The organism is Muricauda sp. MAR_2010_75 (assembly GCF_000745185.1).
Taxonomy (GTDB): domain Bacteria; phylum Bacteroidota; class Bacteroidia; order Flavobacteriales; family Flavobacteriaceae; genus Flagellimonas.
Map to the genome: position 1 here is coordinate 2932647 of NZ_JQNJ01000001.1, position 25428 is coordinate 2958074.

At 39.3% G+C, this 25428-nt stretch carries 34 protein-coding genes and 1 pseudogene; 23 read left to right on the forward strand and 12 right to left on the reverse strand.

From position 1 onward, the window contains the following. Window positions 1-132 precede the first annotated feature (132 nt). The 7 genes from FG28_RS13225 to FG28_RS13255 all read left to right on the forward strand — a co-directional run bounded on the left by FG28_RS13225 (window position 133) and on the right by FG28_RS13255 (window position 4042). Window positions 133-633, forward strand: coding sequence for a PRTRC system protein E (locus FG28_RS13225; protein WP_036383536.1), 501 nt, complete (start codon window positions 133-135; stop codon window positions 631-633). Beyond that, window positions 620-838: a PRTRC system protein C gene (locus tag FG28_RS13230; protein ID WP_036383538.1), complete on the forward strand. Its 219-nt coding sequence runs from the start codon at window positions 620-622 to the stop codon at window positions 836-838. Before FG28_RS13225 ends, FG28_RS13230 begins: the two co-directional genes overlap by 14 nt. Before the next feature lie 36 nt (window positions 839-874). Next, entirely contained in the window at window positions 875-1930 is a 1056-nt protein-coding gene (locus FG28_RS13235) for a hypothetical protein (RefSeq protein ID WP_036383540.1), read from the forward strand. A 1-nt stretch (window position 1931) separates the two neighbouring features. Further along, a complete protein-coding gene (locus tag FG28_RS13240; protein ID WP_036383542.1) occupies window positions 1932-2639 on the forward strand; it encodes a hypothetical protein in 708 nt (235 codons plus the stop codon). Further along, window positions 2629-3408: a PRTRC system ThiF family protein gene (locus FG28_RS13245; protein WP_036383544.1), complete on the forward strand. Its 780-nt coding sequence runs from the start codon at window positions 2629-2631 to the stop codon at window positions 3406-3408. The genes FG28_RS13240 and FG28_RS13245 overlap by 11 nt, the downstream gene beginning before the upstream one ends. A 6-nt stretch (window positions 3409-3414) precedes the next feature. Next, window positions 3415-3711: a hypothetical protein gene (locus FG28_RS13250; protein ID WP_036383546.1), complete on the forward strand. Its 297-nt coding sequence runs from the start codon at window positions 3415-3417 to the stop codon at window positions 3709-3711. A gap of 100 nt (window positions 3712-3811) precedes the next feature. Further along, complete coding sequence (locus FG28_RS13255; RefSeq protein ID WP_036383548.1) at window positions 3812-4042, forward strand: hypothetical protein; 231 nt, start codon at window positions 3812-3814, stop codon at window positions 4040-4042. 415 nt (window positions 4043-4457) lie between these two features. Here FG28_RS13255 and FG28_RS13260 read toward each other — a convergent pair whose 3' ends face one another. Both FG28_RS13260 and FG28_RS13265 read right to left on the reverse strand, forming a co-directional pair. Then, entirely contained in the window at window positions 4458-5144 is a 687-nt protein-coding gene (locus tag FG28_RS13260) for a hypothetical protein (protein WP_036383550.1), read from the reverse strand. Continuing rightward, the gene (locus FG28_RS13265; RefSeq protein WP_036383551.1) at window positions 5137-8070 is read right to left on the reverse strand and encodes a class I SAM-dependent DNA methyltransferase; all 2934 of its coding nucleotides are present in this window, start codon (window positions 8068-8070) and stop codon (window positions 5137-5139) included. Before FG28_RS13265 ends, FG28_RS13260 begins: the two co-directional genes overlap by 8 nt. A gap of 650 nt (window positions 8071-8720) precedes the next feature. On the opposite strand from FG28_RS13265, the gene FG28_RS13270 reads away from it, so the two are divergent. From FG28_RS13270 to FG28_RS13310, 10 genes are all read left to right on the forward strand, one after another. Then, on the forward strand, window positions 8721-9485 hold the full coding sequence (locus tag FG28_RS13270; protein WP_036383552.1) for a hypothetical protein: 765 nt from the start codon (window positions 8721-8723) through the stop codon (window positions 9483-9485). Continuing rightward, window positions 9482-9967: a hypothetical protein gene (locus FG28_RS13275; RefSeq protein WP_036383553.1), complete on the forward strand. Its 486-nt coding sequence runs from the start codon at window positions 9482-9484 to the stop codon at window positions 9965-9967. Before FG28_RS13270 ends, FG28_RS13275 begins: the two co-directional genes overlap by 4 nt. Before the next feature lie 133 nt (window positions 9968-10100). Continuing rightward, window positions 10101-10268 carry a hypothetical protein gene (locus FG28_RS20815; protein ID WP_197062599.1) on the forward strand — a complete coding sequence of 56 codons (168 nt, stop codon included), beginning with the start codon at window positions 10101-10103 and terminating at the stop codon, window positions 10266-10268. A 14-nt stretch (window positions 10269-10282) separates the two neighbouring features. Beyond that, a complete protein-coding gene (locus FG28_RS21130) occupies window positions 10283-10510 on the forward strand; it encodes a GNAT family N-acetyltransferase (RefSeq protein WP_394297392.1) in 228 nt (75 codons plus the stop codon). A 19-nt stretch (window positions 10511-10529) separates the two neighbouring features. Then, window positions 10530-11099, forward strand: coding sequence for a hypothetical protein (locus FG28_RS13285; RefSeq protein ID WP_036383555.1), 570 nt, complete (start codon window positions 10530-10532; stop codon window positions 11097-11099). 20 nt (window positions 11100-11119) lie between these two features. Further along, a complete protein-coding gene (locus tag FG28_RS13290; protein WP_036383558.1) occupies window positions 11120-11533 on the forward strand; it encodes a VOC family protein in 414 nt (137 codons plus the stop codon). Window positions 11534-11554: 21 nt separating this feature from the next. Next, a complete protein-coding gene (locus tag FG28_RS13295; protein WP_036383559.1) occupies window positions 11555-11758 on the forward strand; it encodes a hypothetical protein in 204 nt (67 codons plus the stop codon). Next, window positions 11728-12150, forward strand: a complete 423-nt coding sequence (locus FG28_RS13300; RefSeq protein WP_156102275.1) for a hypothetical protein — start codon at window positions 11728-11730, stop codon at window positions 12148-12150. The genes FG28_RS13295 and FG28_RS13300 overlap by 31 nt, the downstream gene beginning before the upstream one ends. Window positions 12151-12168: 18 nt before the next feature. Next, entirely contained in the window at window positions 12169-12474 is a 306-nt protein-coding gene (locus tag FG28_RS13305; RefSeq protein WP_036383563.1) for a hypothetical protein, read from the forward strand. A gap of 24 nt (window positions 12475-12498) precedes the next feature. Beyond that, the gene (locus tag FG28_RS13310; RefSeq protein WP_036386582.1) at window positions 12499-13110 is read left to right on the forward strand and encodes a plasmid pRiA4b ORF-3 family protein; all 612 of its coding nucleotides are present in this window, start codon (window positions 12499-12501) and stop codon (window positions 13108-13110) included. Window positions 13111-13216: 106 nt separating this feature from the next. On the opposite strand, the gene FG28_RS13315 is transcribed toward FG28_RS13310, so the two are convergent. Further along, entirely contained in the window at window positions 13217-13561 is a 345-nt protein-coding gene (locus tag FG28_RS13315) for a hypothetical protein (protein ID WP_036383565.1), read from the reverse strand. Between the two features lie 221 nt (window positions 13562-13782). Here FG28_RS13315 and FG28_RS13320 point away from each other — a divergent pair, with 221 nt between their 5' ends. The 3 genes from FG28_RS13320 (at window position 13783) to FG28_RS13330 (ending at window position 16511) form a co-directional block, all read left to right on the forward strand. Then, entirely contained in the window at window positions 13783-14211 is a 429-nt protein-coding gene (locus FG28_RS13320; RefSeq protein ID WP_156102276.1) for a hypothetical protein, read from the forward strand. Between the two features lie 105 nt (window positions 14212-14316). Then, window positions 14317-15738, forward strand: a complete 1422-nt coding sequence (gene dgt / locus FG28_RS13325) for a dGTP triphosphohydrolase (RefSeq protein ID WP_036383569.1) — start codon at window positions 14317-14319, stop codon at window positions 15736-15738. A gap of 2 nt (window positions 15739-15740) precedes the next feature. Continuing rightward, window positions 15741-16511 (forward strand): hypothetical protein, encoded by a 771-nt coding sequence (locus tag FG28_RS13330; RefSeq protein ID WP_036383571.1) that lies wholly within the window; start codon window positions 15741-15743, stop codon window positions 16509-16511. 273 nt (window positions 16512-16784) lie between these two features. Here the strand turns inward: FG28_RS13330 and FG28_RS20625 are convergent, their stop codons facing one another. After that, window positions 16785-16979, reverse strand: coding sequence for a hypothetical protein (locus FG28_RS20625; RefSeq protein ID WP_156102277.1), 195 nt, complete (start codon window positions 16977-16979; stop codon window positions 16785-16787). A 73-nt stretch (window positions 16980-17052) separates the two neighbouring features. Here FG28_RS20625 and FG28_RS13340 point away from each other — a divergent pair, with 73 nt between their 5' ends. Genes FG28_RS13340 through FG28_RS13350 form a run of 3 tightly spaced genes read left to right on the forward strand, consistent with a single transcriptional unit; the run spans window position 17053 to window position 18717 of the window. After that, window positions 17053-17400: a plasmid mobilization protein gene (locus FG28_RS13340; RefSeq protein WP_036383575.1), complete on the forward strand. Its 348-nt coding sequence runs from the start codon at window positions 17053-17055 to the stop codon at window positions 17398-17400. After that, complete coding sequence (locus FG28_RS13345; protein WP_036383577.1) at window positions 17390-18439, forward strand: relaxase/mobilization nuclease domain-containing protein; 1050 nt, start codon at window positions 17390-17392, stop codon at window positions 18437-18439. The genes FG28_RS13340 and FG28_RS13345 overlap by 11 nt, the downstream gene beginning before the upstream one ends. 26 nt (window positions 18440-18465) lie before the next feature. Then, window positions 18466-18717, forward strand: coding sequence for a hypothetical protein (locus FG28_RS13350; RefSeq protein WP_036383578.1), 252 nt, complete (start codon window positions 18466-18468; stop codon window positions 18715-18717). Window positions 18718-18736: 19 nt separating this feature from the next. Here FG28_RS13350 and FG28_RS13355 read toward each other — a convergent pair whose 3' ends face one another. The 8 genes and pseudogenes from FG28_RS13355 to FG28_RS13385 all read right to left on the reverse strand — a co-directional run bounded on the left by FG28_RS13355 (window position 18737) and on the right by FG28_RS13385 (window position 25427). Beyond that, complete coding sequence (locus tag FG28_RS13355; protein ID WP_231562680.1) at window positions 18737-19624, reverse strand: site-specific integrase; 888 nt, start codon at window positions 19622-19624, stop codon at window positions 18737-18739. 87 nt (window positions 19625-19711) lie between these two features. Further along, a pseudogene (locus FG28_RS20980) lies at window positions 19712-19927 on the reverse strand (site-specific integrase); the annotation flags it as partial. 116 nt (window positions 19928-20043) lie between these two features. Next, window positions 20044-20754 carry a YebC/PmpR family DNA-binding transcriptional regulator gene (locus tag FG28_RS13360; RefSeq protein ID WP_036383582.1) on the reverse strand — a complete coding sequence of 237 codons (711 nt, stop codon included), beginning with the start codon at window positions 20752-20754 and terminating at the stop codon, window positions 20044-20046. A gap of 79 nt (window positions 20755-20833) precedes the next feature. Beyond that, window positions 20834-21118, reverse strand: a complete 285-nt coding sequence (locus FG28_RS13365) for a 4a-hydroxytetrahydrobiopterin dehydratase (protein WP_036383584.1) — start codon at window positions 21116-21118, stop codon at window positions 20834-20836. Between the two features lie 63 nt (window positions 21119-21181). After that, window positions 21182-22006 (reverse strand): sugar nucleotide-binding protein, encoded by an 825-nt coding sequence (locus FG28_RS13370; RefSeq protein WP_036383586.1) that lies wholly within the window; start codon window positions 22004-22006, stop codon window positions 21182-21184. A 6-nt stretch (window positions 22007-22012) separates the two neighbouring features. Beyond that, on the reverse strand, window positions 22013-23101 hold the full coding sequence (gene gcvT / locus FG28_RS13375) for a glycine cleavage system aminomethyltransferase GcvT (RefSeq protein ID WP_036383588.1): 1089 nt from the start codon (window positions 23099-23101) through the stop codon (window positions 22013-22015). 102 nt (window positions 23102-23203) lie between these two features. Then, complete coding sequence (gene thrC, locus FG28_RS13380) at window positions 23204-24499, reverse strand: threonine synthase (protein WP_036383589.1); 1296 nt, start codon at window positions 24497-24499, stop codon at window positions 23204-23206. A 4-nt stretch (window positions 24500-24503) separates the two neighbouring features. After that, window positions 24504-25427, reverse strand: a complete 924-nt coding sequence (locus FG28_RS13385; RefSeq protein ID WP_036383592.1) for a homoserine kinase — start codon at window positions 25425-25427, stop codon at window positions 24504-24506. Window position 25428 lies beyond the last annotated feature (1 nt).

Consider the following 25428-nt stretch of genomic DNA (forward strand, 5'->3'; position numbering starts at 1 on the left):
CGAGTGCTTTTTTTGTGGAAAGGGAGGAAGAAGAAAAGGGTGGATATTTCCTCGGATTACCCTGCCCTGTCCACCCCCTGATCGTATATTTACAATAGTTAATCAATTGTAAAACAGTTAAATACATCGTTTATGAACCAATTTTTTTCATCCCTTGAAAAAACGGGGATACGACAGTTGGGGCTGAGCATCACCTTTTCCGATGGAGAAGTATCGGTGTCCGTACTGCCCAAGAGCCATGCCGATGACAAGGGACTGAAATCCCTAAGACCATTGAGCCTACGGGCAAGCGTTGAGGAAATGGACTGCAAGTTCTTCGAGGCCGTCCAAAGACCATTGGGGCGCACAAAGACCATGTTCGACAGTGTGGAGGCCTATGAGGCATCCTTGAAAGCTTCCGAGGGCAGGACGGCAAAGGCCAAGAAGCAAAAGGAATCTTTGGGCAAGAAGACCACCGCCTTGCACAACCTTATCAAGGAAAAGGACTTCAACCCGATGAAAGACCATGAGAGGGCGATCAAAGCTGCCAAGGAGATCTTGGCCATTGACCCTGATCACAAAGAGGCCAAAAAGGTCTTGGAGCAGATGTCCCAATATGAATCACCAAACCTTTTCCAAGATGAAGATCACTAACATAACAAGAAAGTACCTTTTCCTGAACGGTAACAGGGAGAAGATCGAACTGGAGGACATCGACCCCGAAATGGGACATGAACGGATCATGGAGCATTATTCCGCACTATATCCCGAACTGACCAATGCCAATGTCATGGACAAGGGCATTATCGATGGGTTCCATGAGGTGCACTTCCAATCATTGGCGGGAACCAAAGGTTGATGATATGAACGTGGATGAACTTTTGAACAAGGGAAAATGTACAACACCATCAAAGACCATCACCTCGCGGGAACTCACGGAGTTCCACAACGACCTGTTCAGGGCGTTCCAACAGGAAAGCCACACCATAGGGACAAGGCGGATGAAGGCATTGTCAAAAAGGACAGACTGTTTCCTGACCTGAACGTATGGCCCATTGCCCTTAACGATTTATCGGAAAAGTATTCAGGGGACGGACTTTGCCAATTGGCAAGGTTGATGGTGGAGACCACCCGAAAGTTCACGGGGAGGATCGATACTTGGAGGTTCAATAACGGGGACAGCCTGCAAGACCTTATCCTTAGATGTGCGAACAGGCTCAGGGACAGGGCAAGGGTCGATCTGATCGATGTGTACCGCAATTGTGACGGGGAATTGGAACTTGACCTCAAACGGTACATCGGGAACAAGGGCAATATCTACTGTATCAACCTAATGCCATTGTACGGCATGAAGCGCAAGAACAGAAAATTGTTCGAGATACTCCTATCCTTCATCAAGGGACTTCCCTTTGATTCGATCTTCGATACGTGTGAGGACAGGATCGACTGGATATGGACTTTTTTGATCGAGGAAATGGCATATTGTAGGGAAGCCCCCAATGAGGATTATGGGGAGAGATTGAAAGGTTCAGTTGATTTCCTGAGTCGCTACGAAAGGAAATACAACGACTTTCAAATTATGGACTGGAAATCCCGATTGGAAAGCTACCGACCCCAAAAGGATGTATATAGGAAGCTAAAAGAACTCCTTTTGGCCTCGGAAAAATTGGATTTTCAGGTGGTACAACGGATTTCCGTTCGTGATGGATATGAGAGCATGGTCGATTTTTACCATACGTTCCTGATAACCGATGATGGCGAGAGCGAATTTACCCGATCGTACATCAACATGCTCAATGATTGTTCCAACGAGTACGACCTGCTCTCCACCTATGCCCATGCGACCGTAAGCAACAATGGGATGGAGACTTTTGAGGAAGGACTGGAGGAGAAACTAAAGGTAGTGGAAAACTTTATTTGTGAACTGAACGAACAGATAGAAAGAATTTGATATGGAAAAGATCATGGAATTGGACATGGACGATCATTTGGTGCCAAAATTTGCATTGATAGGCTATGCCAGTACACCGAGTTATTACAATACGGAGCATTATTTTGCCTACCATAGGATAGTGGGGGAATGTCTTACAGCGGGGATGCCCTTGACCAAGGATACCGCGCGTAACCTATTCAGGTGCTTGGAAGGGGAATTGATAAAATTCTCCTTTAAGGGGCTTTTGCCCAAGAATTTGGTACACTTTGATTTTAAGGGAGATTTGCATTTGATGTGGATTGTCCACCCAAAACGGCACACCCTGTATTTTGATGAAAGGATGGGCATCCCGATAGGGCAGTACCCCCTCCCCAAATTGGTCTTTTCGTTAAAAGGGAACACGTTGAACGTATTCGCCCTAAAACGGAGCGATGTCCTTGACGGGGATACTGTATTGTACCATGCCCCTTTGCCCAATGTCAATGCACGGGGCAGGGTCTGCATGGGCAATGTTTCCATGGACTATGACGGATTCGAGCATTATGAGGACATCATGGGATTTATGGAAAAACAGTTCTTTTCCTCGGTGTTCACGGAAACCCACCATAACGACCTGATCAAGGGGAACCTTGTGCAGACGATGAACCGCCTAAATGGGAAACAGCGTTTTGACGATGCCCTTCTCATTGCGAACAACAAGACCATAAAACAACTTTATGAAAGATAGGATACATATCGCCCCCAATTATTTCTTCAATCCCACACACCCGATCACAATCTCGTTAATAGGGGTAGGTGGAAATGGCTCCCTTATGCTCGCAAGGTTGGCAAGGATGGACCATGCCCTTCGCCAAACGGGACATCCCGGACTGCACGTCAGGGCATTTGACGGGGATGTTGTCGAACCCATGAACATCGGGAGACAATTGTTCACCCCCCATGACCTTGGACAGAACAAGGTGGTCAATGCCCTGACCAAGATCAACCGTGCCTTTGGGCTGCAATGGGAAGGAATACCGATGAATGCCATGACCTTTGGGGATGATATCAGATCGAACATCATCGTGACCTGTGTGGACAATGCCAAGTACAGGACGGCACTTTCTTTGGCCTTGCAGCACCCATATAGGGGTTCCGAATATAGGACAATGTTCTACTGGATCGACATCGGCAACGGTAGTGACACGGGGCAGTTCGTTCTTGGTAGCCTGTTCGAGGAAGATAGAAAATTGGACGATGGTTCTTTGGAGTGCGTAAGCGGACTGAAGAAGATAACCGACCTTTTTCCGAATTTGGAAGACCACGATACCGAATCCCAACAGGGAAGGGGATGCGCCTACGCCGATCGGTTGATGGAACAGTCCCTTTATATCAACGATGTCTTGGTGGCCCACGCATCGGACTGCCTGTTCAGGTTGTTGTCGCACAGGCAACTATCCGTCCACGGGGGATTTGTGAACCTCAAAAGTGGAACGGTCAACCCTATAAAAGTCTAGGGAACTATGGAGGACAATAAAAAAGTGTTCATAAAGGCATCCAATTATTGGGCGATCCATGATATTGTCCTGTTGGGAAACTGGAGCAGGGTACAGGGAACAAAACTACAGGCACTTTACCATCTTGTACAGCGCAGGGGTAAGGTCTTGGAGGGCCCTCATGACATTAAATATAAAGGGATAAAGGTACTGGAATATGGAGATGGGTGTTACATCGGCTTTATCCGTATCGCTTACAAAGCGGACACTTTTTTTCCCTGCAAACTTCATGTGGTCAGCTTACAGGAACTGGTGAAAAAATGAACGGAAAAAGATTCGGTATCGAAGTGTCCTATCGGTCATTTATAGGGTTTTTGCGGGCCGATTTTTCATTTAACAGAAATCGAATTTAAAATCAAAGAATATGACATTTTCGGAACTTTACAATGATCTTCCCTTGGTGGGTTTTCTTTGGGTGGCTCTATACACTTATTTGGGCATCCTGCGCATCAAACGATTGTTGAGGTTGCCATTCTTATTGGTGATCATCCTTATCGGGCTTATCCCGGGTATCTGGTTTGTACTTCCCCTATTTGCTGTTTTTGAACTGACCATGCAGATCATGGGGGCGCTTATTTATTTCAGGTTGATCTGAACCTTCCCGCAAAGGTGGTTATTCTTTGCGGTCTTCTCCCTTTCCATATTACCCATAACGGGATTAATGGGAATCACATGAATTTATAATAGATTATGGTTTAGGTTTTTTGCAGAACTCCATTGCGTTCTGTTTGCCTTTTGGGGTCCAGCTTTGTTAAGGAGATTGATTAGACGACAATGATTATTTCTTGTCCAATCTTTTCCAAGTAAGCAACCTTGTATTCGGCTTACACAAGACCCTCGTAGAGTTCAAGTATGATACACATTAGGAGCAGTTTTTATTTTTCAAATCTCATTCTTTTATTTGAATCATAAAATTTACCTGTCCCAATCAATAATTTTTTATTAGGTTTTCTTTTAAAGGGTTATCCCAAGGCCTTGTCCTTGTAGATAAGAAGGTAAACAATCAAAATTTAATTTATGCATAACAAGTCAATTAAAAAATGCCACAAAATTATATTGTCATTTGATGATTTCCTTGAGTGTAAAGAGTATAATTTTTCTACCGAAGGTAAAGAATCTTTCATTATTAACCTTTCTTCACTTCCTGTCCAATCTATTGATTCATCTGTGTTATTTTCAGCCATTTCCTCAATCCAATTATTTACTTTTTTTATCCATTCCAAAGATGTCCGGCTCTGCACGTAGCCAAACATACCACATACTTTGAGATGTGATGAATGATGCCCCCTTTTGAAGCGTTCAATGCCTCCACGGATACCACAAACATACTCTTTGTTATTTGATGTCTCAGAGAATCTTTTTGCTTCAAATTCAAAAATAGGAATAGGCTTTCTATTTCTGGTTCTTACAAAAATTCCAATGTCTGTTTCTTTAGTCGATTCAGTTTGTGTAGGATTCTTACTAAATCGAAAAGGAAAATATCCTTTGGATTCATCTTTGCATATTTCCAGATAATGGACTAGCAAATCACTTATTCTATTTTCTTTTTCCGAATCGTTTAGAGACAAGTAATATCCTGAAAAGTCCGAAATATAATTATCAATGAAGGACAAAATAAGATTGACTTCAACATCTTGTTCTACACTAAAATCACTTGATTTTGGAGATTGGTATGACGGAAGCGAATCTTTAAGCATCTATGTGACGAGATTTGAAGTAGTCTGCAAAAGTTTCGTCTGCATCTCTTAATGCGATAGATGGTGACCAATAGCGTAACTGTTTTGGTTTTGCCAATATTACGGAATCGTGCCCATAGATTTTAATAATCTTTTGAATGTGGTAGCTTTTAGTTTGTTCATTTCTCAATGGAATAACCGTTTCTATATATTCCTCAATATCATAAGCGTTTTCGGTCTGAGGATTTAGTACTTCCGAGGAATACTCAAAATGTAGAGCAAAGAATTTTCCTGCATCTATGATTTTGAATAATTGAAATGTTTTTGAATTTTGATAAACACTATTCAGGGTTTTCACGAAGATATCAGAGTATAAAACAATGTCTGTTATTGAGGTGTCGTTAGATAATCTTTCTTCGGATAAATGGTTGTTAATGATATCCTTAATAATTATGTGATCAACTTCTGAAATGTGCAAATCTCCAAGATAAGGAAGATTGAATACATCTTTTTGCAATAAAGTTGATTTAGATCTGCTAACACCAGCTCGGGAACTGGTTGCAGTTAGATAAAACCTATACATTTCATTGTTTCTTATAACATCTCCAAGAGATATCAAAGAATCTACATCTTCAATAGGTGCGTGAATTCCTATTATTTCATTTTTATAAGTTATGTGTTGATCATAAAACAATACAGGGATGCTGTGCTTGCCAATGTTCTTTTTTATCAATAGAAGAGGGGGTTCAAAGATTTTCTCATTTCTTGGCCATTGATAATATTTGTCCGTATTTATAAATGTTCTATGGATACCTTTTTCGTCAAAATCCTCTGGTTCAAAAGATAAAGCGCCTGTTAAGTGCTCAGCTGTCGTGTAGCCACCTTTTTTCTTTTCAAAATCTGAATCTGTTAATTCACTATCAGGTTTGCCTTTAATAAAGCCATCACCAAAAACCCATCCGCTGTATTTTCTTTTTTCTCTCAAATAACTCCCAAGTGTACTTGCGTTTGATAGCTTTTTAATCAATTGAGATAATCTTCCGCCACCTAGTAAATTTGCTTTCCATACATATGGACTATTAATTGTATCATCCTTTGAAACCAGATGGAAATCATAATAATCAAATTCTAAGAATATCCGATTACTATTCGAGAAGGTACGATTTGCTACCAGATGCAATACATCTTCATTGTCAGGTGAAGACTTTTGAATAAAAACAGCAGCAGTAGCAACATTTTTCCTACCCCATAACTTGTCTGCAAGCTTGGTAAAGTCTATTACTTGCAAAAGGTTATATTGGCTAAATAAATCTTGTTTAAAGCTTAGGTCTTTTTGGTATAGCAATGGGCCTGATGGTTCAATCAAACACAGTAAACCTTCCTGTTTGAGAAGCTTTAATGATTGAACTAAGAAATGTAATGCTGGATTTTCGTCTGGAATTCTTATTTCACATTCATAACCCTTTTTCATTAATTCCTTAAAATGCTTTTTTCTGCTTGGTTCTTTTCCATTCACGGCGGGAAGGTTAAATGGAGGATTACCAATTACCAAATCAAAATTTGCATTTGGCTTTGTCATGATGAATTCAAAGAAATCCTGAGTGATAATGTTTTCACTTAGGTCAGGGAATTTCAATTTACCCCAAGTTGGAGGGTCTAGGTCAACTTCGTCCAGAATAGCTAGAGCCAGGCTAAACACAGATAGCCGAATGGCGTCAGGTTCAATATCAACACCATATATATTATTGAGCAAAAGCTCTTTTAAAACTGGTAAAGAAGGCTTAACGAGCTTACCTGTCTTTTTCCATTCTTCAAATCGCCACCATTGAACAATTCTCTTATAGGTTTTGACGAGAAAAATTCCAGACCCACAACTGACATCAATTATTTTAAAGTCCTTTTGACAAGACTTTATTGGCATGCATTCATCAACCAAAGTGCTGACAATCATTTCAGGTGTATAAACTATATCCTTGCTGTCAGTTAGTAACTCTTCATAAACCGAACTGATTACCTCGACAGGTAAATGAGTAAAAGAATATAGCCGCCAGATTATATATTGACTATCCTTGATATTTCCATCCAGATAATCTGCAAGTTTTCGAACTTCTGTCTGCTGTATAGCTTTTCTTGCTTCAATCTCATTCTCTTGATGCCATTCGAATATTTTACCGTTAAAGTCATTGGCCAATTTATCCAGTAGGTCCAATAATTTTCCTTTTCTGATGGTATCACAAAAATTGGAACATTGGAAATTCTTTTTAAAGTATGTTCCTGCGAAATAACCACTGGCACTTTTCTCATCTCTTTCCTCAAGATACTTAATAAGGAGGCTCTGGACCAAGAGCTTTAAAGCAACGTGTCTGTCTAATTCCGACTCTTCAACAAAGCTTCTAAAAATTTCCTTTAAGCCTCTGATTAAATCTCTTGTAGCAGATTCCTCAAAACGAAAATTTTGTTTTTCATTTTGCTCATCCCAAAATAAGCCAGTATCAAACTCCTTGGCATTATAATTCTTAATAGCTTCGCCTGTTAAAGTCAGTATTTCTTTGGTGTAACTATTCTTGTCTTCTTTTGGTCTTTTTCTAGAATCAAAGATGCTTACCGAAGATTTTTCGATGATTATGTATGCAGGAACCTGATAGCCATTCCACATTTGAATATGAATTCTATTCCTGTCCTCATTTGTTAGGCTTTTGTGGGTATAATCAAATAAATACAGTTGAGGAACAAACGACCTCCCATCATTGAAATATCTAAAGAAAACGGCATCCGCTTGAAATTTCTTCTTAGCTGTTTCTAAAGCAAAAAGAATATTTGGGGATACTAATTCGAAATTTAATTGTTCAAAACTATCGGTCAACAACACACCACTCTTCTTCTTGTCCTTGTCGAACATGGAGAAGTTCAAATCAATGATATGTTCCTCAAATAGTTGTGTAGGCATAATAAAGTATAGAAAACCCTTATAAGCAAAAATACATTTTTATGAACCAGTTTCTTAAGAAATCCATCAGCAATATAGGGTTAATTTCATCTATCTGAGTAGATGATTCAAGCAGAATCAGCATTTCCACAAGCTAAGACGTTACCTAGTGGAGCAAGGACTTTCATGGGAATTATTGTTGTTGTAAGCCGTTATTCTTTTAATTTTCAGTGAAAAATTCAATATCAATTAGATAGATGACACTTTAAATCAAAATTTTTCAAAAGGAAAAATATTTTCTTGAAGCCCTCAACTGAATGGAAATGATTTTTTACGTATTTGGTAAAGTCCACATTATAGATTTGACACGGTAAAAGGCCAATACGGACCTTATCATTTGTTCTATCAAATGTCGTTGCATAAAAAAACCAAATCGAATATTGACTTTTGATTCAACTATTATGTATTTTGAAAACCGTTTGAACAGAATCATGGGGTGACCAATTAGGTGTCAACATTTTTGCCCTATAAGGAACAGGTCAAGATCAAGACCACCATTCAAAAAACTGGAGAATTCCAAACTCAAACTTAACAATGAGGATTTTGTATTGGTGTGATGGATATTGGGTAGGGCCATCGTTGCATGAATGGAACCATAATTAAAGGAATATATGGCAGAAGTTGTTTACGACACATTAAATTTTGAAGGGTCTATTGATGAAAAGACGTTTCGCGGTACATTAAAAGAGCTTGGAGCCAAAGGGTCCAATATCTCTAAAATAGAACTATCAGGGGAACAATTGAACTCGCTCATTGCCGTTCTATTTGTATATGGACTCCATTATGATGAATTGGCGGAGGCCAAACGCCCCCGTTTTCTAAATACGCTAGTGGAGGAAAAGCTCCCGTTGTTCCAGTTGTCCCAACTATTTTCCAGACACCTGTTGAACAATTTGGGTCAAGGAGCAATGCATGAACTCCAACAGCTCCAACAATCGGAAAACAATATTGAGGATGTTCTCTCCAATGAAAGCTTGTTGGACTTTGTGGAAATGGAAATGCTCGATCCCACCACTTCCTTCCGAAAGTGGGAATACGGCCGTTTTGCCATGGCTTTTATGGGCCAAAATTTTTTTGGCCATATCAAATGGGACAAGATCAAAAGTAAAACAGACAGCCTTAAAAGCATCGGAGTGCTATTGGAAGAAAATGGCCATAAATTGGATTCCCAAGAAAAAAGATTCCTGCAATTGATGGCCAAGGGGATGTTGTTGCCCCAAAAAGTCAATATGTCTGAATTTCTGCATGTCGGTTCCTATGTACAGGAAAATATGATGGGGCTTTCGGTACGGATTAAGGAACTGTCCATGGTGTTGGAAAGCATCATTGAAAAGGAAATAGCCAAACAAAAGGGCAAGGAAGGGCCAAGTCTATGATCGGTTCGGATGCATTGCTCAAGCATCTCCAAAAATTGGGGAGGGAGGAGGAACCCTTGATAGGTGGCAATCAGTACACAGTCTCCCAAGTAAGGTTGGCCGAAAGAATCGTCCAAGACCTGCAACATGACTTGGAAAGGGCCACGAGAAAACCCAAACTGTCACGAAGAAGGGCGTTCATCGTCATATTGGAGGAACTCTACTACGATATACCAGAATATCCAAGTGAACTTACCCTGGAGAGTGTACATAGAAGGGCCTCATTGCGGTTCGAGTATATGAACCGTAATGTCAAAGTATTCAGGACACCGACAGAGGTACATCCAAAAGATCCATGCACGTATTATGAGGACAATGCCCATGGAAAGGCAAGGTATAGGGTTGCTTTGGAACATTTGGTGAACGGGTCATCCAAATACTTTCTAGAACCCAATGCCGAGGCTTCACTAAGGATTATATATGGGGAAATAATGCTTTGCTAATGATGGTACGATAGACTCTTAATAATAGGCCATTACTGACCAGAAATTTTTGATTTTAGCCATGTGGCGATTTAAAAATTCATTTGTAAATTATAAATCACTTTATTTTTTAATAAAACCATAAGCTGGATAAATGATAGAATACAATATAGAACCGAATTTGAAAGTAGATGAGTTCAGGGAGGTCTTGATAAATTCCACCTTGGGAAACCGTAGGCCAATAGATAACGATGACATCTTGAAAAAAATGGTTGAAATGGGGAATCTTATCATTACGCAAGGCATAAAGGCAAACTTATAGGCGTTTCCAGATCTCTGACCGATTTTTCGTTTTGTACCTACTTGTCCGATTTGGCCATTGATGTATCCTATCAGAAAAAAGGGATAGGGAAAGAGTTGATTAGACGGACCAAAATGGAAGCACCAGAAGCCAAATTAATTTTATTGGCCGCCCCAGAAGCTATTTCTTATTACCCGAAAATCGGAATGGCCCAATATGAACATTGTTATTTTTTGGACAAGATTGAAAATTTAAATAGATAAAGGTCAAAAAAAAGAATCAATGAAAAACATACTTCCCATTCTATTTCTTTTGTGCTTCTTAACTGGGTGCAACGACCAAAATGTAACCCATAAAGAGACAGTCACTAGATATTATAATGCCAGGGATGCAGTTAACTTTAATAAATTAAGAACACTTATAAACGATAGTATTACGATTGTGGCGGGAGATTATGTCATGCCCTATGACCAAGATGGCTTTTATGAAGTATTTAGATGGGATTCCATTTTTAGCCCATCTTATAAAATAATTGAGTTGGAAGAAAGGAATAATCAAGTCATTGTCTCTGTTATGATGACTTCTGCACGCAATGAGTTTTTAAAGAACAGCCCTATGACGTGCCAATATAAGATCTCTTTTAAATCCGGAAAAATTTCAAAGATTGAAGAAAAGGAATGTAGGGATGCCGATTGGGGTGTTTGGAAAAACAAGGTGGATTCCTTAGTGGGTTGGATCAAAAAAAATCATCCTGAACTTGACGGTTTTATTTATGATATGACCATGAATGGAGCAAAGAACTATTTAAAAGCCATCGAATTATATGAAATCGATAAAAACTCTTTGCCATAGAGTTGAACAAGCAAATTTCAATGTACAATAGAATTGCCCATATCGCTTTGATTGTAAGAGACTATGATGATGCAATCCAATTCTATACGCAAAAACTGGATTTTATTCTTCTTGAGGACACCAAGATCGATGAATCCAAGAGATGGGTGGTCATTGCCCCAACAGGAGCGAAAGAATGTAGCCTTTTGTTGGCCAAGGCCGCAAATGAAGAGCAATTTGCCAGAATTGGGGATCAAACTGGAGGAAGGGTCGGTTTTTTCCTTTTTACCGATGATTTCAGGCGAGATTATGACAAACTGGTGAATCGGGGAATAACCTTTGTAAGACCGCCGAAAAAGGAACCTTACGGAGTTGTGGCCGTATTTCAAGATCTTTATGGTAATTTATGGGACCTACTGGAACCCAATGGGAAAAATAAGGGCGTGATCAGATAAAAGATTTCAAGGTACAAGTAAATGATGACCTACAGAGAGATTCAAGAAAAAGCAAGAAAAGAACTGGGCAGGACAGTTAAGACATGTTGGATTGCAGATGTTAAAAGGGAACTGGGAATGACCAGTAGAGTTGCGTACAATCGAAAGTATAATTCCAAAGTGGTTTATCCATGTCCGGATGGTGCGGTAAAGCAATGGCTTTTGAGGATATTAAAAGACAATTGACAACAATGACCATACAAGAAGTCGAAGAAATTTTCATAACTGAGTTCCAAGCCGTTTTTGATAGGTTCACAATTATAGAAGAGGATGTATTGAGCCTTGCCAGTTCCAATAAAGACTACATTTATCATCCAGGTGTTTACGTTTTCTTTCTAAACGGCAAGGTAATCAAAGTAGGAAGACATCTGACCAATAGCAGGAAAAGGGCTTTGGAGCATATACGGGATAATACTAGAAATGAAGGTTTTGAAATGGGGGACTTGAACAGAAATATTGGGGTCAAAATTTTACTTTTTAACCTTAAAGATGCCAATGATTATCACTGGGCAGCTTCTGTAGAAATGTATCTTGAGACAAAATTAGACCCAGTCATTAAATCAAAGCGTCTAGGCTAGCCAAAATTCAAATAAACGATGGGAATCGATATACCGGATAATTATCCAAAAGGATGTTCCGGTGGCCTGATCAAGGAAGTGGTGGCAAAATGTCAAAACAAGATCTTGAGGCATGATTACGCTTCGAACATAGTTTTGGGAACCTCTTATTATGCCACTGTAGCTGAACAAGGAAACAATGAGATACATCATAGGCTTACTACACGGTTGATCTCTAACCGTGAAAGATCGTCTAAAAGGCAAAGGGAGTTGACATGGGCGATCAATGTAATTGGTGGGTTAAATCTAATAGCGGTACTTTTGAAATTGATCGGTCTATTATAGTCAAAGTTTAAAAAAGGATAAGAAATGAGCAGCGTTTACAAACTTCGTGTCGAATTGGAAGGCAGCCATCCCAAAATTTGGCGTGAATTTTTGGTTGCCCCGGATATTACGTTTTATAAATTGCACCACATCCTTCAGATTATCATGGGATGGGAGAACTATCATCTGTTCGAGTTCGAGTCGGATACCTATCGAATCGGCCAACCTTATGAGGACGATGGATATAATGGCCCCAATGAAGTGATAAGTCCGGAAAACCTTAAAATTGAAGATGTACTCAAAATAACAGGGCAAAAACTCTCCTATCTATATGATTTTGGCGATTATTGGCAACATACAATAACCCTGGAGAGGATAATCGAAGACTTGAGGGTTCCCTTTCCCGTTTGCTGCTTTGGTGAGTTGAACTGCCCTCCAGAGGATGTGGGCGGTTTGCCCGGTTTTTATGATTTTTTAAGGATAATGGACAACGCGAAGCACTCAGAGCATGAACAGCTTAAGAAGTGGGTTCAATCAAAACATGTTGCCTTGGGCAGAAAATATGACCCAAAAAAATTCCCTATTGAAAAGGTCAATTTTTTGCTGTTGCATTTAGATGCTTATATCAGTGATTGGGAAGCAGAAGCAGAACAGTAGCCAAATGTCCAAACAAATGATGACCACATTGGTCATTTACTTGAAATGATATTTTTGGGAGATATCAATAAATCCCCTTGGATTGGTCGGAGGAGTAAGTCGTATTCTAGTTTCCCAATTTTTTTGCTCCTTTTTGATTTCTGGGCTCAATGACCATGTTTTTTACTTTCTTGCAGAGATTGTCATGTAACCGATCATAGGTATTTTGATCTATCAGGCTATAGCCCTCAATTTCAAATGTATCAGTGAGAATCTCTGGCTCCTTGCCCAGATTGGCTTCAAAAACGACCACATCGAAATCTAGGCAGTCCGACATGAACAATGCTTCAGGGGATTCACGGAACAATGTAAGTGCTTCGTCACTACCATATAAAATATGTGTGGTCAAATTGACCGAAGAAATCCGTTTGAGTTCTTTCAAAACTTCCAAAGCTTTTGATGTCAGTGCCAATTTTCAGGTAAGATTTTTGCAACATTGTTTAAAAAATGTAGCTGTTGATTGTCTTTAGGGGGAGATATTTAATAATCCAAAAGCCACATTTTTTTGAAATATGCCAATATTACGATTAATGGTGAGATCTTGCAATGATTGGGGACGACAATGCTAAAAACCAGATAAATAACACTACAATCCTTTATCATTTTAAACCGAAACCTTACCTTGGACTCTATATGCAAGAAGAGAGAGGGCTATATTTTGATTTCGACAATGATCCAGAAGGTATCATATCCCGAACAGTCTCCATAATGGTCGAATCCTTGCACACAATGTCCGATGGATTGCCCGATCATTTATTAAAAGATCTTTTTGACAAGACCAATCCAAGGGATGAGAACTTGGATGAGGTTTTTATGTGCGAACTTTTTGATGCTTTATATACCGCTTATCGCTTTCTAAGGGGATTGCCGGAAAGGGATTTGGATCAAGGGGAATTCAACCAGATTTTCTTGTCATGGCACATTCTGTTATGGGTCGAGACCTTACGCCGAGCAAGCGTTGTCACTGTTACCCCTTTTCCAATTTTTGATTTTGACAATCTTCCCGATTTGCAGATAGATTTAAAACTGGATAAATCGGTACTGCTACCTTTATTGAATTGATTCTTTAGGGTGTTGAGAAAAAACGTGAATGCGGTATTTTAAATTTAGTGGACATGCCGAATAAAATTCAGTATATTGACTAATTGCACTAAATTCTAAAAGGTTATGAGTTATAAAGAGAAATGGAGTTTACTTCTTGAAGAGAAAAGATTCCGGGCTAAATCTAAAACTATTGAAAGTGATGGGCGAAACACTTTCGAGAATGATTACGGGAGACTTATTTCAAGTGCACCAATCCGAAGGTTGCAAGACAAAACCCAAGTATTTCCATTGGAGGAAAGTGATTATATCAGAACAAGGTTAACCCATTCTTTGGAAGTTTCCTATTTAGCAAGCTCAATTGGTCAGAGTATAGAAAATCAACTATTAAAGAAAAAAGAACTTGACTCAGAATTGAAAGGAAATTTAAGTTCTTTATTAAGGGTTGCAGGACTTGTACATGATATAGGGAACCCTCCGTTCGGACATTTTGGGGAGGAGGCAATAAAGACATTTTTCAAAGATTATTTTAAAAACAATGACGGGAGTACACTTAGTGAGATAGAAAAAGCTGATTTCGAAAACTTTGACGGTAATGTGCAAACACTTAGAATACTATCCAAACTTTATTATTTCGGTGATGAACATGGATACAATCTAAATTATTCAAGTCTAGCTTCAATAATTAAATATCCCTCAAATTCTATTGATGGAAATAGAAAATTAATATCATTAGAAGAGTTTAGTAAGTTGCCAAGTAGTGAAAAAAAGAAACACACGTTTGAAATCGCCAAGAAGAAGTTTGGTTATTTTCAAACTGAGGAAGAAACATTTATTGAAATAAACAAGTACCTAAATCTAGGGGATCGAAGACACCCTGTTGTCTATTTACTTGAAGCAGCCGATGATATTGCTTATAGTGCGGCAGATATTGAAGATGGAATTAAACTAGGAAAAGTAGATTTAAATGACATTGAAAGGATTTTCAGAGAAAACTTAGTGGAAAACAAGAAAAATGTACTTGGTAATCTGAAAAAATTAAGGAAAAAATTTGAAAAAGAGAAGAATGTTGATACCTCATTGATAGTTCAAAAATTTAGAATTTTAACTCAACAGATAATGATTGGCAGCATAGTGAAATCATTTGAGGAACATTATGATGAGATAATGGAAGGAAAGTTAGAAAGTGAAATAATTGATATTTCAGCAGCTAAAGATATACGTAAAGCATATAAAAAATTACAGTACATTGTATTTGATGATAAGTCGATCCTTAAAAAAGAAATAGCAGGATGGGAGGCCATATATGGTTTGTTAGAAATTTTTGTTAAAGCCTCCAAAAGTGATTCTTTTATTGCGTCTGGAAACAATTTGGAATCTAGGTTGTATAAAATAATTTCTACCAGCCATAGAAAAGTATTCGAGGACATTGAAAAATATAAAAATGATGAGTATAAAACTTTGCAATTAATCGTCGACTTTATTAGCGGAATGACCGATAGATATGCAATTAGGTTGTTTCAAGAACTCAAAGGCATTAAAATTTAATTTTGGATTATAAGCACCTTAAATTACAATTTAAAAAGCATTTTGGTACGGAGTTAAATAATAACCCGAGACTGAAATTCCTTCTTTATGAAATTTTCGTTTATGGAAGCGCATATATTGTAGGGGGGTATTTGAGAGATTTTTTAAACTCTAAAAAGTCAAGAGATTTAGATATTATTATAGATTTAAATGATGAAAAATTAATTGAGATTATAGATAAATCTAATTGTCAGTATTCAATAAATAGGCACAAAGGGATTAAATTACAATTTGACAATATTGTAGTAGATATGTGGAGTATTGAAAATAATTGGGCTTTTAAGAATGAATTGGTCAAATTGAACGAAAAAGATAAATTAAACAGTATTGCCAAAGGCTGTTTCTACAATTACGATTCTTTGGTCATTAACCTTCATACCTTTAATCTAAACATACAGCATTATAGGTCATATGTGAAAAATAAAAGATTGGATATTTTACTGAAATCCCCTATATATAAAAATTTGAATCCGACCACTGAAGCCAATATCATTAGGGCGTTTTATCTAAAAAAGAAAGAACAAATACAATTTTCTAGTAACACAAAGAAATATTTGATTGATAAAATTGGTCAACTTAAGGACAATGGTTTTAATCCAATTGATATTCTGGAGGAAACAATAACGAAGTACCCCAAATATCAAAATCTACTAAACAAAAATGATTTGGATAAAATGATAAATGACTTGTATTCCGCTAACCAATTTGACAATCAAATTTATATTGATATTTAAGAGTTTGATTAGTTAACAATAACCGGAGAGGCACAGAATTTAATGTTAAAAATTTTAGAAAGCTTCTATTAATCGCCTTGTTGTCCTAGTCTTCTAACTTGTCACTTCATAGGATTGTGGTGTGGTTCCCATAAAACTTTCCTTTGGGTGATTCTATTTTCATCAAAATAAATGTACGAAATGTCAAGGTTTTTGGTTTCCATGGGTTCATGGCAAAGATATTGCTTGACTTGATCCAATAAAAAATGGCAATCCGGTAAAAGGATTAAAAATTTAGCGTGCATGCGTTGGCCATTCTTTTCCCTTTCCATGGAAATCCCCTGCTGTTGTTTCCTCCGTTTTTGGTTTTCCCCTTCTGAAAAGACCCTCCAATGATTTACCGTACATAAGGCCATGTACGGCAAAGCCCTTGTAATCAATCCATAGACTATAGGTTTGTGATATAGTTGATCGGAGGTCACGAAGCAAGTTGTGTTTTTGCTAACAAAAACCCTGCGCACCTTGTTTGCAGTTTGCCTTGTGATCCGTTAAATCATTTGAAATGGGAAGGCCAAAAAAAGAACTTGGGTTATTAAAAACAATACAGGTCAATGTCAGGATGACTGCTGCTGATCATTCCAAAGTTTCCGTTAATGCAGAAACCATCGGGCTGTCCGTTGCCGAATATATCCGAAGAAAATGTACGGGAAAATCCTTGCCGAATAAAAAGATAACCCCATTGGACAGGAAACTCTTTGTCGAGTTGAGCCGGGTGGGAAACAACCTGAACCAACTTGCCAGGGTCTCAAACTCAGGTATCCGTGACCCGTTCAATATCATTAAACAATTGGAGGAGGTAAAAATGCTGTTGCAACAGCTCAAATCAAATATAGCGAACAATGATAGGTAAGATAACAATAGGAAAGGATTTTTACGGTGTTCTTGCCTACAATGAGAAAAAGGTAGGCGAAGGTGTAGGGTATGTGATCGATTCCAATATAGAGTATTCCACAGCGGTAAACATGACACAGGAATTCAATTTGATCAGGCAATTGCGTCCGGGACTTGGGAATGCGGTCCTTCATGTTTCCTTGAACCTGCCGTACTCTGACCAATTGGACGATAATGAATTTGCTTCATTGGGATGCGACTATCTAATGAAGATGGGTTTCGATAACAACCAGTTCATTATGTACCGTCATACGGACACGGAACACGAACACATCCATATAGTGGGCAATAGGGTCAGGTATTCGGGTAGGATAACGAGTGACAGTAACATTAAAAGAAGAAGCCGGGAAGTGCTCAATGATTTGGAGAGGAAATATGGGTTGACTCAAATTTCAACAAAAATTGGTGGAAAAAAATCACTTGATCAAAAGGAAATAGAGAAAACCCTGAGAACAGGCGATGTACCTATCAAACTTGTCCTACAGGAGCGAATTGGTTCGGCAATCTCAAAAGCAATGGACACAACAGAATTTATCAAGTTGCTACAAGAGCAAAATATCTTGCCAAGATTCAACGTAAGCGAAACCACAGGCAGGGTTTCGGGGATATCTTTCAAATATCAAAATGTGGTATATAAAGGCAGTACCCTTGGTAAAATTTTTTCATGGAACAGTATTGTAAAACAAATCGATTATGAGCAAACAAGAGACCGTTCAATTATATTATCGGCTAATGGAAAAGAACGAGGAACTGATCAAGCTGACGAAGGAAACGTTGAAGGAACAGTCAAGGTTGAACCAAGAAATAATGGGACTGCAAAAGGCACTCGAAATTCTGCTCAACAATCAAAAAGTCATGTGGGAGAAATTAAGGAAAATGGAATAGTCGAGTCTTTAATGGATGAATCGGAATGGAATCCTTTTAAGCTGGAACTTACTGACCATGGTGCCAGAAAAAAGTCTAAAAGAAAGAAGAAAAGAAAGGGATTGAACAAATAAATCGAATCAGAGTGTCGTAAAATTCAATGGGCAATCAAGTAAACATACAACCCCTTAATCTGACCGGTAAGGCGTTTTGCGAAAAGCTTGGTGTATCGTACAATGGACAGATCATGCAGGCTTTACGGGATCTAGGATTAGTCAGTTTTTTCAAAGTTGGCAAAAAATACCTGTATGCTTATGAAGACATTTATTCGGTCAATCAAAAACTCAGAAAGGGGGAAATATCCATAAGAGTGGACAAAGGGTATTATATCACTATTAATGAAGTAGTTTAAGTATTGCATGAAAAGCACTTCAACCGAACAATCGATTCATTTCTTCTGCTTCTTCCTTATGGTAAAAATCTTTTAAATAATGCTGTGTGGTGGACAATTTGGTATGCCCCAATAGTTTGGAGATCATTAACAACCCAGTATCTTTTTTTACCGCAAAGTCGGCGAAGGAATGTTTTGCCATATGCATATTTACCCATTTTCCTATTTCTGCTTTTTCACAAGCATTACGCAATGACCGGTTTATAGCATTATTGGCAATATATAATTTGTGTTCTATTTCTTCTGCATTTTTATTGTCCATTCCATAAAGGGGAGGAAAGATAAAAGTATTGTTTCTACCTTTATAATTTTCTAGTATAGCCACAGCCTTAGGAGTCAAAGGCAAAGTTCTTTTTGCACCGGCTCTAGTTCTGGATTTGCCCATAGTATATACGATTTCATTTCCGGCAATATTTTCCCATTTAAGCTTGCATATATCAGAAAATCTCATACCAGCTGTATAGAAGGAAAATAGGAACATGTCCCTGGCTTTGATCATCCCTTTGAATCTTACAGGGATTTCCAATTCTGAAAGTTTGGTGATTTCTTCAAAAGTCAATGAGTCTTTTTCAACATTCTCAGTTACTATTGTATAGCCTCTTATGGGATTTTCCTTTATAACACCCATTTTCATTGCTTTATTTAGAACTGCATACATTGACTTGAAATTCGAGGCGACGGTATTAATTTTATTCCCTTTTTCAAGCATCCATTTTTCATAATCCTTGGCGAATTGTACGGAAAGATCGGAGAATGAAACGTAGCTCGAGAATTTTTTTAGTTTTTGGATGTACTTCTGTTGTGTGTTGGCAGTGCGGATTTTACCTTTTAACCTAGCTTCATCGACTATTTGTTGATAGAAGTCCAAAAAAGAACTAGTATCATACTTCTTGTTATTCTTATAAAGAAGGAGCAAGCGTTTGGCCGAAATCCCTTTATTATTGTAATAGATTTGTTGAACAGAGATCAATAAGGATTGGAGATTGGCGTTCAGTTTTTCTTCAAGTGGATGCCTTTTTATTTTTTTCTTTTTGTCGTCCCACTGGTTTTTTAGTACGGATATTCCAGAGTCAATATACTGGACATCCTTTTTAGAAGTCTCAATTTTAAGTCTGATTAATTGGGTTCCGTTCTTTTTTAAATAAGAGGAAAGATAATAGTTGAAATTCATTAGTTCGGTATTAGTTCGGAATATGCATAAATATAATGAAACATAAACGATTATAAACAATAAAAGCCTCTATTGATATAGAGGCTTTTACGTGTATTTAAAGGGTGTGAGCGTATTTATTCCTGCATGGTGTGGTACACGTTCTGTACGTCATCATCCTCTTCAATTTTCTCCAAAAGTTTTTCCACATCCGCCATCTCCTCTTCGGAAAGTTCCTTGGTCACTTGTGGAATACGATCAAAGCCGGAAGACAGAATTTCAATATCCCGAGACTCCAATTCTTTTTGGATGGCACCAAAACTTTCAAAAGGCGCATAAATATGGATACCTTCTTCATCCACAAAAACCTCTTCGGCACCAAAGTCGATCATCTCCAGTTCCAGTTCTTCCGGGTCGATGCCTTCACCATTTATGGTAAAGTTGCAGGTGTGGTCAAACATGAACTCCACAGAACCAGAAGTGCCCAAGCTACCATTGCATTTGTTGAAATAACTCCGAATATTGGCCACGGTACGGGTGTTATTATCCGTAGCGGTCTCTATCAAGATGGCAATTCCGTGAGGCGCGTAGCCTTCAAAAAGCACCTCCTTATAGTCGCCAAGACTTTTGTCCGAAGCTCTTTTAATGGCCCGTTCAATATTGTCCTTGGGCATGTTCACCGCCTTGGCATTCTGAATTACGGCACGAAGTTTTGAGTTGGCATCCGGGTCAGTGCCACCTTCTTTGACAGCCATTACAATGTCTTTTCCAATTCTGGTGAATGCTTTGGACATGGCCGCCCAACGCTTCAGTTTTCGTGTCTTTCTAAATTCAAATGCTCTTCCCATACAAATTATTGGTTATGGCTGGGGGCAAATTTAGCAAAAAAAGCACCGCTGTCAAGAGCGTAAATAGAAGGGGTAAATTTTACTTATTGACGATGCTTTCAATGGTTTTGGCCAGGTCAATATCCTTTTGGGTAACACCGCCGGCATCATGGGTGTTCAATTTAATGGTGAGGTTATTGTAGACATTTTCCCAATTGGGGTGGTGATTTTGATGCTCACATTCAAAAGCAATCCGGGTCATCACGGAAAAGGCTTCCTTAAAGTTTTTGAATTTGAATGATTTCACAATCATATCATCTTTTAAAGACCACCCCGAAAGGCTTTTAAGGGATTCTCCAATTTGTGCTGTACTCAACTTTTCCATAAAACTTCGTTTTATTGAAAGTTAACCAAATCAATACGAAAAAGCGAAAAAGAAGAGGATTAATCAATCCACGGGAATGTGATGGTCGATAATTTCTTGACAGCTGATCCTCAAGTTTTTTGGCAATTGATTATCCTTGGGAAGTGCCGCTAAATATCGGTCTTCATTGGTGGTAAAAACCCGCTTGAAAATGGGCTTTTGGTTTCCTCCCATGCGTTGGACAATCTCATTTATGAATTCTTCATGATGGATAAGGTCCGTACTTCCCAAATGGAAAATTCCAGCTTTATCCCGGTTGATGAGGTAATGGATTTGTTGGGTGAGCCTGTCGTCATTCGTAACATTGATGATAAGGTTGGGAAACACCTCAATAGGTTCCTTGTTCTCCAATTGTGCTTTGATTTCCTTTACCCTGGGCGATGTATTTCCAAAGACCATAGGCACTCGTAGAATGGTGGTCTTGTCCTTGGGCATACGCATCAACATGTTTTCAATCTTTATTTTGAGTCGCCCGTAGACACTTTCAGATAGCGTTTTGTCAAACTCGTAGGAAGGAAACTTGCTGTATGCATCAAAAACGTTGGCTGATGAGATGAAATACAATTTGGCCTGGCTCTTCATCAAATATTCCATTAAATGATGGTGGGCCTGTATCTGAGCTGGAAAATTTCCTCTCAATGAAGAAATAATGACATCAGGATGCACTTTTTCCAGAATCCGGAAAATATCGTCCTCCTCCAGATCATATCGGAAAAACTGCTTGTTATTGGAAAAACTTCGGTTGGAATAATAGGTGCCGTATGTGTCAAAATAAGAGCAGAGTTCCTTGTATATGGCGTTTCCCACAAATCCACTCGCTCCTAATATCAATATCTTCTTTTTCTCCAAACGCTATTACTGGGTTTTATAAAATGGCAATTTTACTATAGTGGCCGGAACTTTGTTGATACGTATCTGAATATAAATGGTGCTGTCCAAGTTGGCATTTTCTGCAGTAACATAACCCAATCCAATTCCTTTGGATAGGGAAGGGGACATGGTTCCAGAGGTTACCTTGCCGATTTCATTCCCTTTGGCATCCAAAATGGGATAACCATTTCTGGGAATACCACGTTCTTCCATCTGAAAGGCGACCAATTTCCGCTTGGGGCCTTCTTCTTTTTCTTGGGCAAGGGCATCGCTGTTCACAAAATCCTTGGTGAACTTGGTAATCCATCCCAATCCAGCTTCGAAAGGGGAAGTGGTATCATCAATGTCATTCCCATAAAGGCAGTAGCCCATTTCCAAACGTAAGGTATCCCGTGCTGCCAATCCAATGGGCTTGATGCCAAAATCTGCACCCGCTTCCAAAACTTTGTCCCAAACCTGTTTTACTTCTTCGTTTTTGCAATAGATTTCAAAACCGCCGGAACCCGTGTAGCCCGTGGCCGAAATGATCACATGGTCAATCCCTGCAAAATCACCCACCACAAAGTTGTAGAACTTAATGGCCGAAAGGTCCACAGAAGATAACGACTGCATAGCCTCAACTGCTTTTGGTCCCTGAATGGCCAACAATGAATAATTATCTGAAATGTTGCGCATATCGGCCCCAATTTCCTTATTGTATTTGGAAATATGATCCCAATCTTTTTGAATATTGGAGGCATTGACCACCAAAAGGTAGGTTTCCTCCTTAACGCGATATACGATCAAGTCATCTACAATGCCCCCCGTTTCGTTGGGCATACAGCTGTATTGTGCTTTTCCCACGGTCAATTTGGAAGCATCATTGGAACTCACTTTCTGAATAAGGGCCAACGCTTTTTGGCCCTCAATCAAAAACTCGCCCATGTGCGAAACATCAAAGACTCCAACACTTTTTCTAACGGTTTCGTGCTCAATGTTCACCCCTTCGTAGGAAACGGGCATGTTGTAACCCGCAAAGGGAACCATTTTTGCACCCAACGCAACGTGGGTATCGGTCAACGCAGTTGTTTTCATTCCTTTTGGTTTATGGGGTAAATTTATTGATTTCGTACAAGACAAGGCTTTAAACATTCCGATGTTTTGAACAAACCACTGTTAAATTCAAACCAAAAAATGCTAATTGTCCAGTAGATAGGATTTTAGCGCATCGTAAGATGAAATTTTGTTGGATTTTTTCTGTCTACCCATTACTTTTTGAATTTGGGATGGAATTTCTGGGCTTAATCCAAGGGTTTCTTCCACCACATCCAAGAACTTCACGGGGTGTGCCGTTTCCAAGAAAATACCGTAGGTATTTGGATTGTTTTTTTGATATTCCTTCAAACCCAAATAGCCCACAGCGCCATGTGGGTCCATAACATATCCCGTTTGGGTATGAACTTCTTTCATGGCAGCCTTTGTAGCATCGTCCGTAAAAGCATAGGAAGAAAGATTTTCTTTGAGTGTGGACAAATCGTCTTGGTACAAATGTCTGATGCGGACAAAATTACTGGGGTCACCCACGTCCATCGCATTGGAAATGGTAGCAATGGAAGGCACTGGGTTATATATTCCTTCCCGCATGAATTTGGGCACCACATCATTCACATTGGTGGAGGCCACAAAATGCTTAACGGGCATGCCCAATTTCTGGGCTACCATTCCCGCACAAATATTTCCAAAATTTCCAGAGGGAACAGAAAATACCATCTCTTTTCCTTTGGATTTGGCCTGTTTGTAGGCAAACAAAAAGTAGAACAACTGCGGTAACCAACGTGCCACATTTATGCTGTTGGCCGATGTTAATTTTTTGTGTGCTGTGATTTCCTCATCCAAAAATGCGGTTTTTACCATGCGCTGGCAATCGTCAAACGTGCCGTTGACTTCCATGGCCACAATATTTTGACCCAAGGTGGTCAACTGCTTTTCTTGAATATCACTGACCTTGCCACTGGGGTATAGAATCACTACATTCACACCATCAACCCCTAAAAAACCATTGGCCACGGCACCGCCGGTATCCCCTGAAGTGGCTACCAATACGGTGACTTCTTCATTTTCATCCTGTGAAAAATAGCCCAAACAATTCGCCATAAATCTTGCGCCAACGTCCTTAAAGGCCATGGTGGGGCCATGGAAAAGCTCCAAAGTGGCCACATTTTCCTCAATTTCAACCACGGGGAAATCAAAATCCAAGGTGTTCTTCAAGATTTCTTTCAGGACGTTATCAGGAATGTCCTCGCCCACAAATTGTCGTATGACTTGAAATGCGATTTCCAGATTGGATAAATTTTCAATGGTATCGAAAAAATCTGACCGAAGCGGTGTAATGCTTTCAGGAAAATACAAGCCTTTATCAGGTGCGATTCCGGCAATGACGGCTTCCTTGAACGATGTTTCTGGGATGGGATGGTTTAAGCTGTAAAATTTCATGGAATTAAGCGATTTTTTTTACGCCTTGGGTGTTCACTTTGGATATATGGATGTCAAAAGGAACACCAATGTTTTTATAGGTTTCCTGCATGGAAGTTGCCACTTTTTGTGCCATGGTTTCCCCTTTGCTCAACGCAAAAATGGATGGCCCTGACCCGGAAATGCCACAACCCAACGCTCCAGCTTCGATGGCATTGGACTTGATTTGGTCAAAAGCGGGAATCAAAATGGAACGGATGGGCTCCACAATATGATCGTGGAGGGAACGCCCGATGAGGTCATAATCGCTTTGATACAATCCGGCGATAAGCCCCCCCAAATTGCCCCACTGCTGTATACCTTGTGCCAACGAAATGGTGGTCCGAAGAATTTTTCGGGAATCCGAGGTCTTGATTTCTATCTGTGGATGAATCACTGTGGCAAACAGTTCGGAAGGGGTGGGGATGGGTATGATATCCAATGGGTCATAACTCCTTACCAACGTGAAGCCGCCATAAATGGCAGGGGCCACATTATCGGCATGGGCCACATCACTGGCCAGTTTTTCACCTTGCATGGCAAATTGCACCAGTTCCAAATTGGAAAATGGCTTGCCCAACAATTCATTCATGGCCCAAACGGCACCTGCTGAGCTAGCGGCACTACTACCGATTCCGCTTCCAGGTTTTATTCGTTTATCGATTTCGATTTCAAAACCACCTTCATAGTCGCTTTTGGCCAATAAGGCCAATCCAGCTACGCCAGAAACATTTTTTTCCGTTTCCAACGGCAGGTCCTGGCCTAAAATCTTGCTGATACGAATGGTCTTTTCAGAAATCTTTCTGACAATCATTTCATCACCTACGGAGTCCAAGGCCAATCCTAGCACATCAAATCCGCAGGAAACGTTGGCAATGGTAGCGGGGCAAAACACCTTGATTTCTTCCATA

Bases quoted from the DNA above. Each gene is read 5' to 3' on its own strand.
- FG28_RS13225 (WP_036383536.1), top strand. From the start codon at position 133: ATGAACCAATTTTTTTCATCCCTTGAAAAAACGGGGATACGACAGTTG.
- FG28_RS13230 (WP_036383538.1), top strand. From the start codon at position 620: ATGAAGATCACTAACATAACAAGAAAGTACCTTTTCCTGAACGGTAAC.
- FG28_RS13235 (WP_036383540.1), top strand. From the start codon at position 875: ATGTACAACACCATCAAAGACCATCACCTCGCGGGAACTCACGGAGTT.
- FG28_RS13240 (WP_036383542.1), top strand. From the start codon at position 1,932: ATGGAAAAGATCATGGAATTGGACATGGACGATCATTTGGTGCCAAAA.
- FG28_RS13245 (WP_036383544.1), top strand. From the start codon at position 2,629: ATGAAAGATAGGATACATATCGCCCCCAATTATTTCTTCAATCCCACA.
- FG28_RS13250 (WP_036383546.1), top strand. From the start codon at position 3,415: ATGGAGGACAATAAAAAAGTGTTCATAAAGGCATCCAATTATTGGGCG.
- FG28_RS13255 (WP_036383548.1), top strand. From the start codon at position 3,812: ATGACATTTTCGGAACTTTACAATGATCTTCCCTTGGTGGGTTTTCTT.
- FG28_RS13260 (WP_036383550.1), bottom strand. From the start codon at position 5,144: ATGCTTAAAGATTCGCTTCCGTCATACCAATCTCCAAAATCAAGTGAT.
- FG28_RS13265 (WP_036383551.1), bottom strand. From the start codon at position 8,070: ATGCCTACACAACTATTTGAGGAACATATCATTGATTTGAACTTCTCC.
- FG28_RS13270 (WP_036383552.1), top strand. From the start codon at position 8,721: ATGGCAGAAGTTGTTTACGACACATTAAATTTTGAAGGGTCTATTGAT.
- FG28_RS13275 (WP_036383553.1), top strand. From the start codon at position 9,482: ATGATCGGTTCGGATGCATTGCTCAAGCATCTCCAAAAATTGGGGAGG.
- FG28_RS20815 (WP_197062599.1), top strand. From the start codon at position 10,101: ATGATAGAATACAATATAGAACCGAATTTGAAAGTAGATGAGTTCAGG.
- FG28_RS13285 (WP_036383555.1), top strand. From the start codon at position 10,530: ATGAAAAACATACTTCCCATTCTATTTCTTTTGTGCTTCTTAACTGGG.
- FG28_RS13290 (WP_036383558.1), top strand. From the start codon at position 11,120: ATGTACAATAGAATTGCCCATATCGCTTTGATTGTAAGAGACTATGAT.
- FG28_RS13295 (WP_036383559.1), top strand. From the start codon at position 11,555: ATGATGACCTACAGAGAGATTCAAGAAAAAGCAAGAAAAGAACTGGGC.
- FG28_RS13300 (WP_156102275.1), top strand. From the start codon at position 11,728: ATGGCTTTTGAGGATATTAAAAGACAATTGACAACAATGACCATACAA.
- FG28_RS13305 (WP_036383563.1), top strand. From the start codon at position 12,169: ATGGGAATCGATATACCGGATAATTATCCAAAAGGATGTTCCGGTGGC.
- FG28_RS13310 (WP_036386582.1), top strand. From the start codon at position 12,499: ATGAGCAGCGTTTACAAACTTCGTGTCGAATTGGAAGGCAGCCATCCC.
- FG28_RS13320 (WP_156102276.1), top strand. From the start codon at position 13,783: ATGCAAGAAGAGAGAGGGCTATATTTTGATTTCGACAATGATCCAGAA.
- dgt (WP_036383569.1), top strand. From the start codon at position 14,317: ATGAGTTATAAAGAGAAATGGAGTTTACTTCTTGAAGAGAAAAGATTC.
- FG28_RS13340 (WP_036383575.1), top strand. From the start codon at position 17,053: ATGGGAAGGCCAAAAAAAGAACTTGGGTTATTAAAAACAATACAGGTC.
- FG28_RS13345 (WP_036383577.1), top strand. From the start codon at position 17,390: ATGATAGGTAAGATAACAATAGGAAAGGATTTTTACGGTGTTCTTGCC.
- FG28_RS13350 (WP_036383578.1), top strand. From the start codon at position 18,466: ATGGGCAATCAAGTAAACATACAACCCCTTAATCTGACCGGTAAGGCG.
- FG28_RS13360 (WP_036383582.1), bottom strand. From the start codon at position 20,754: ATGGGAAGAGCATTTGAATTTAGAAAGACACGAAAACTGAAGCGTTGG.
- FG28_RS13365 (WP_036383584.1), bottom strand. From the start codon at position 21,118: ATGGAAAAGTTGAGTACAGCACAAATTGGAGAATCCCTTAAAAGCCTT.
- gcvT (WP_036383588.1), bottom strand. From the start codon at position 23,101: ATGAAAACAACTGCGTTGACCGATACCCACGTTGCGTTGGGTGCAAAA.
- thrC (WP_036383589.1), bottom strand. From the start codon at position 24,499: ATGAAATTTTACAGCTTAAACCATCCCATCCCAGAAACATCGTTCAAG.
- FG28_RS13385 (WP_036383592.1), bottom strand. From the start codon at position 25,427: ATGGAAGAAATCAAGGTGTTTTGCCCCGCTACCATTGCCAACGTTTCC.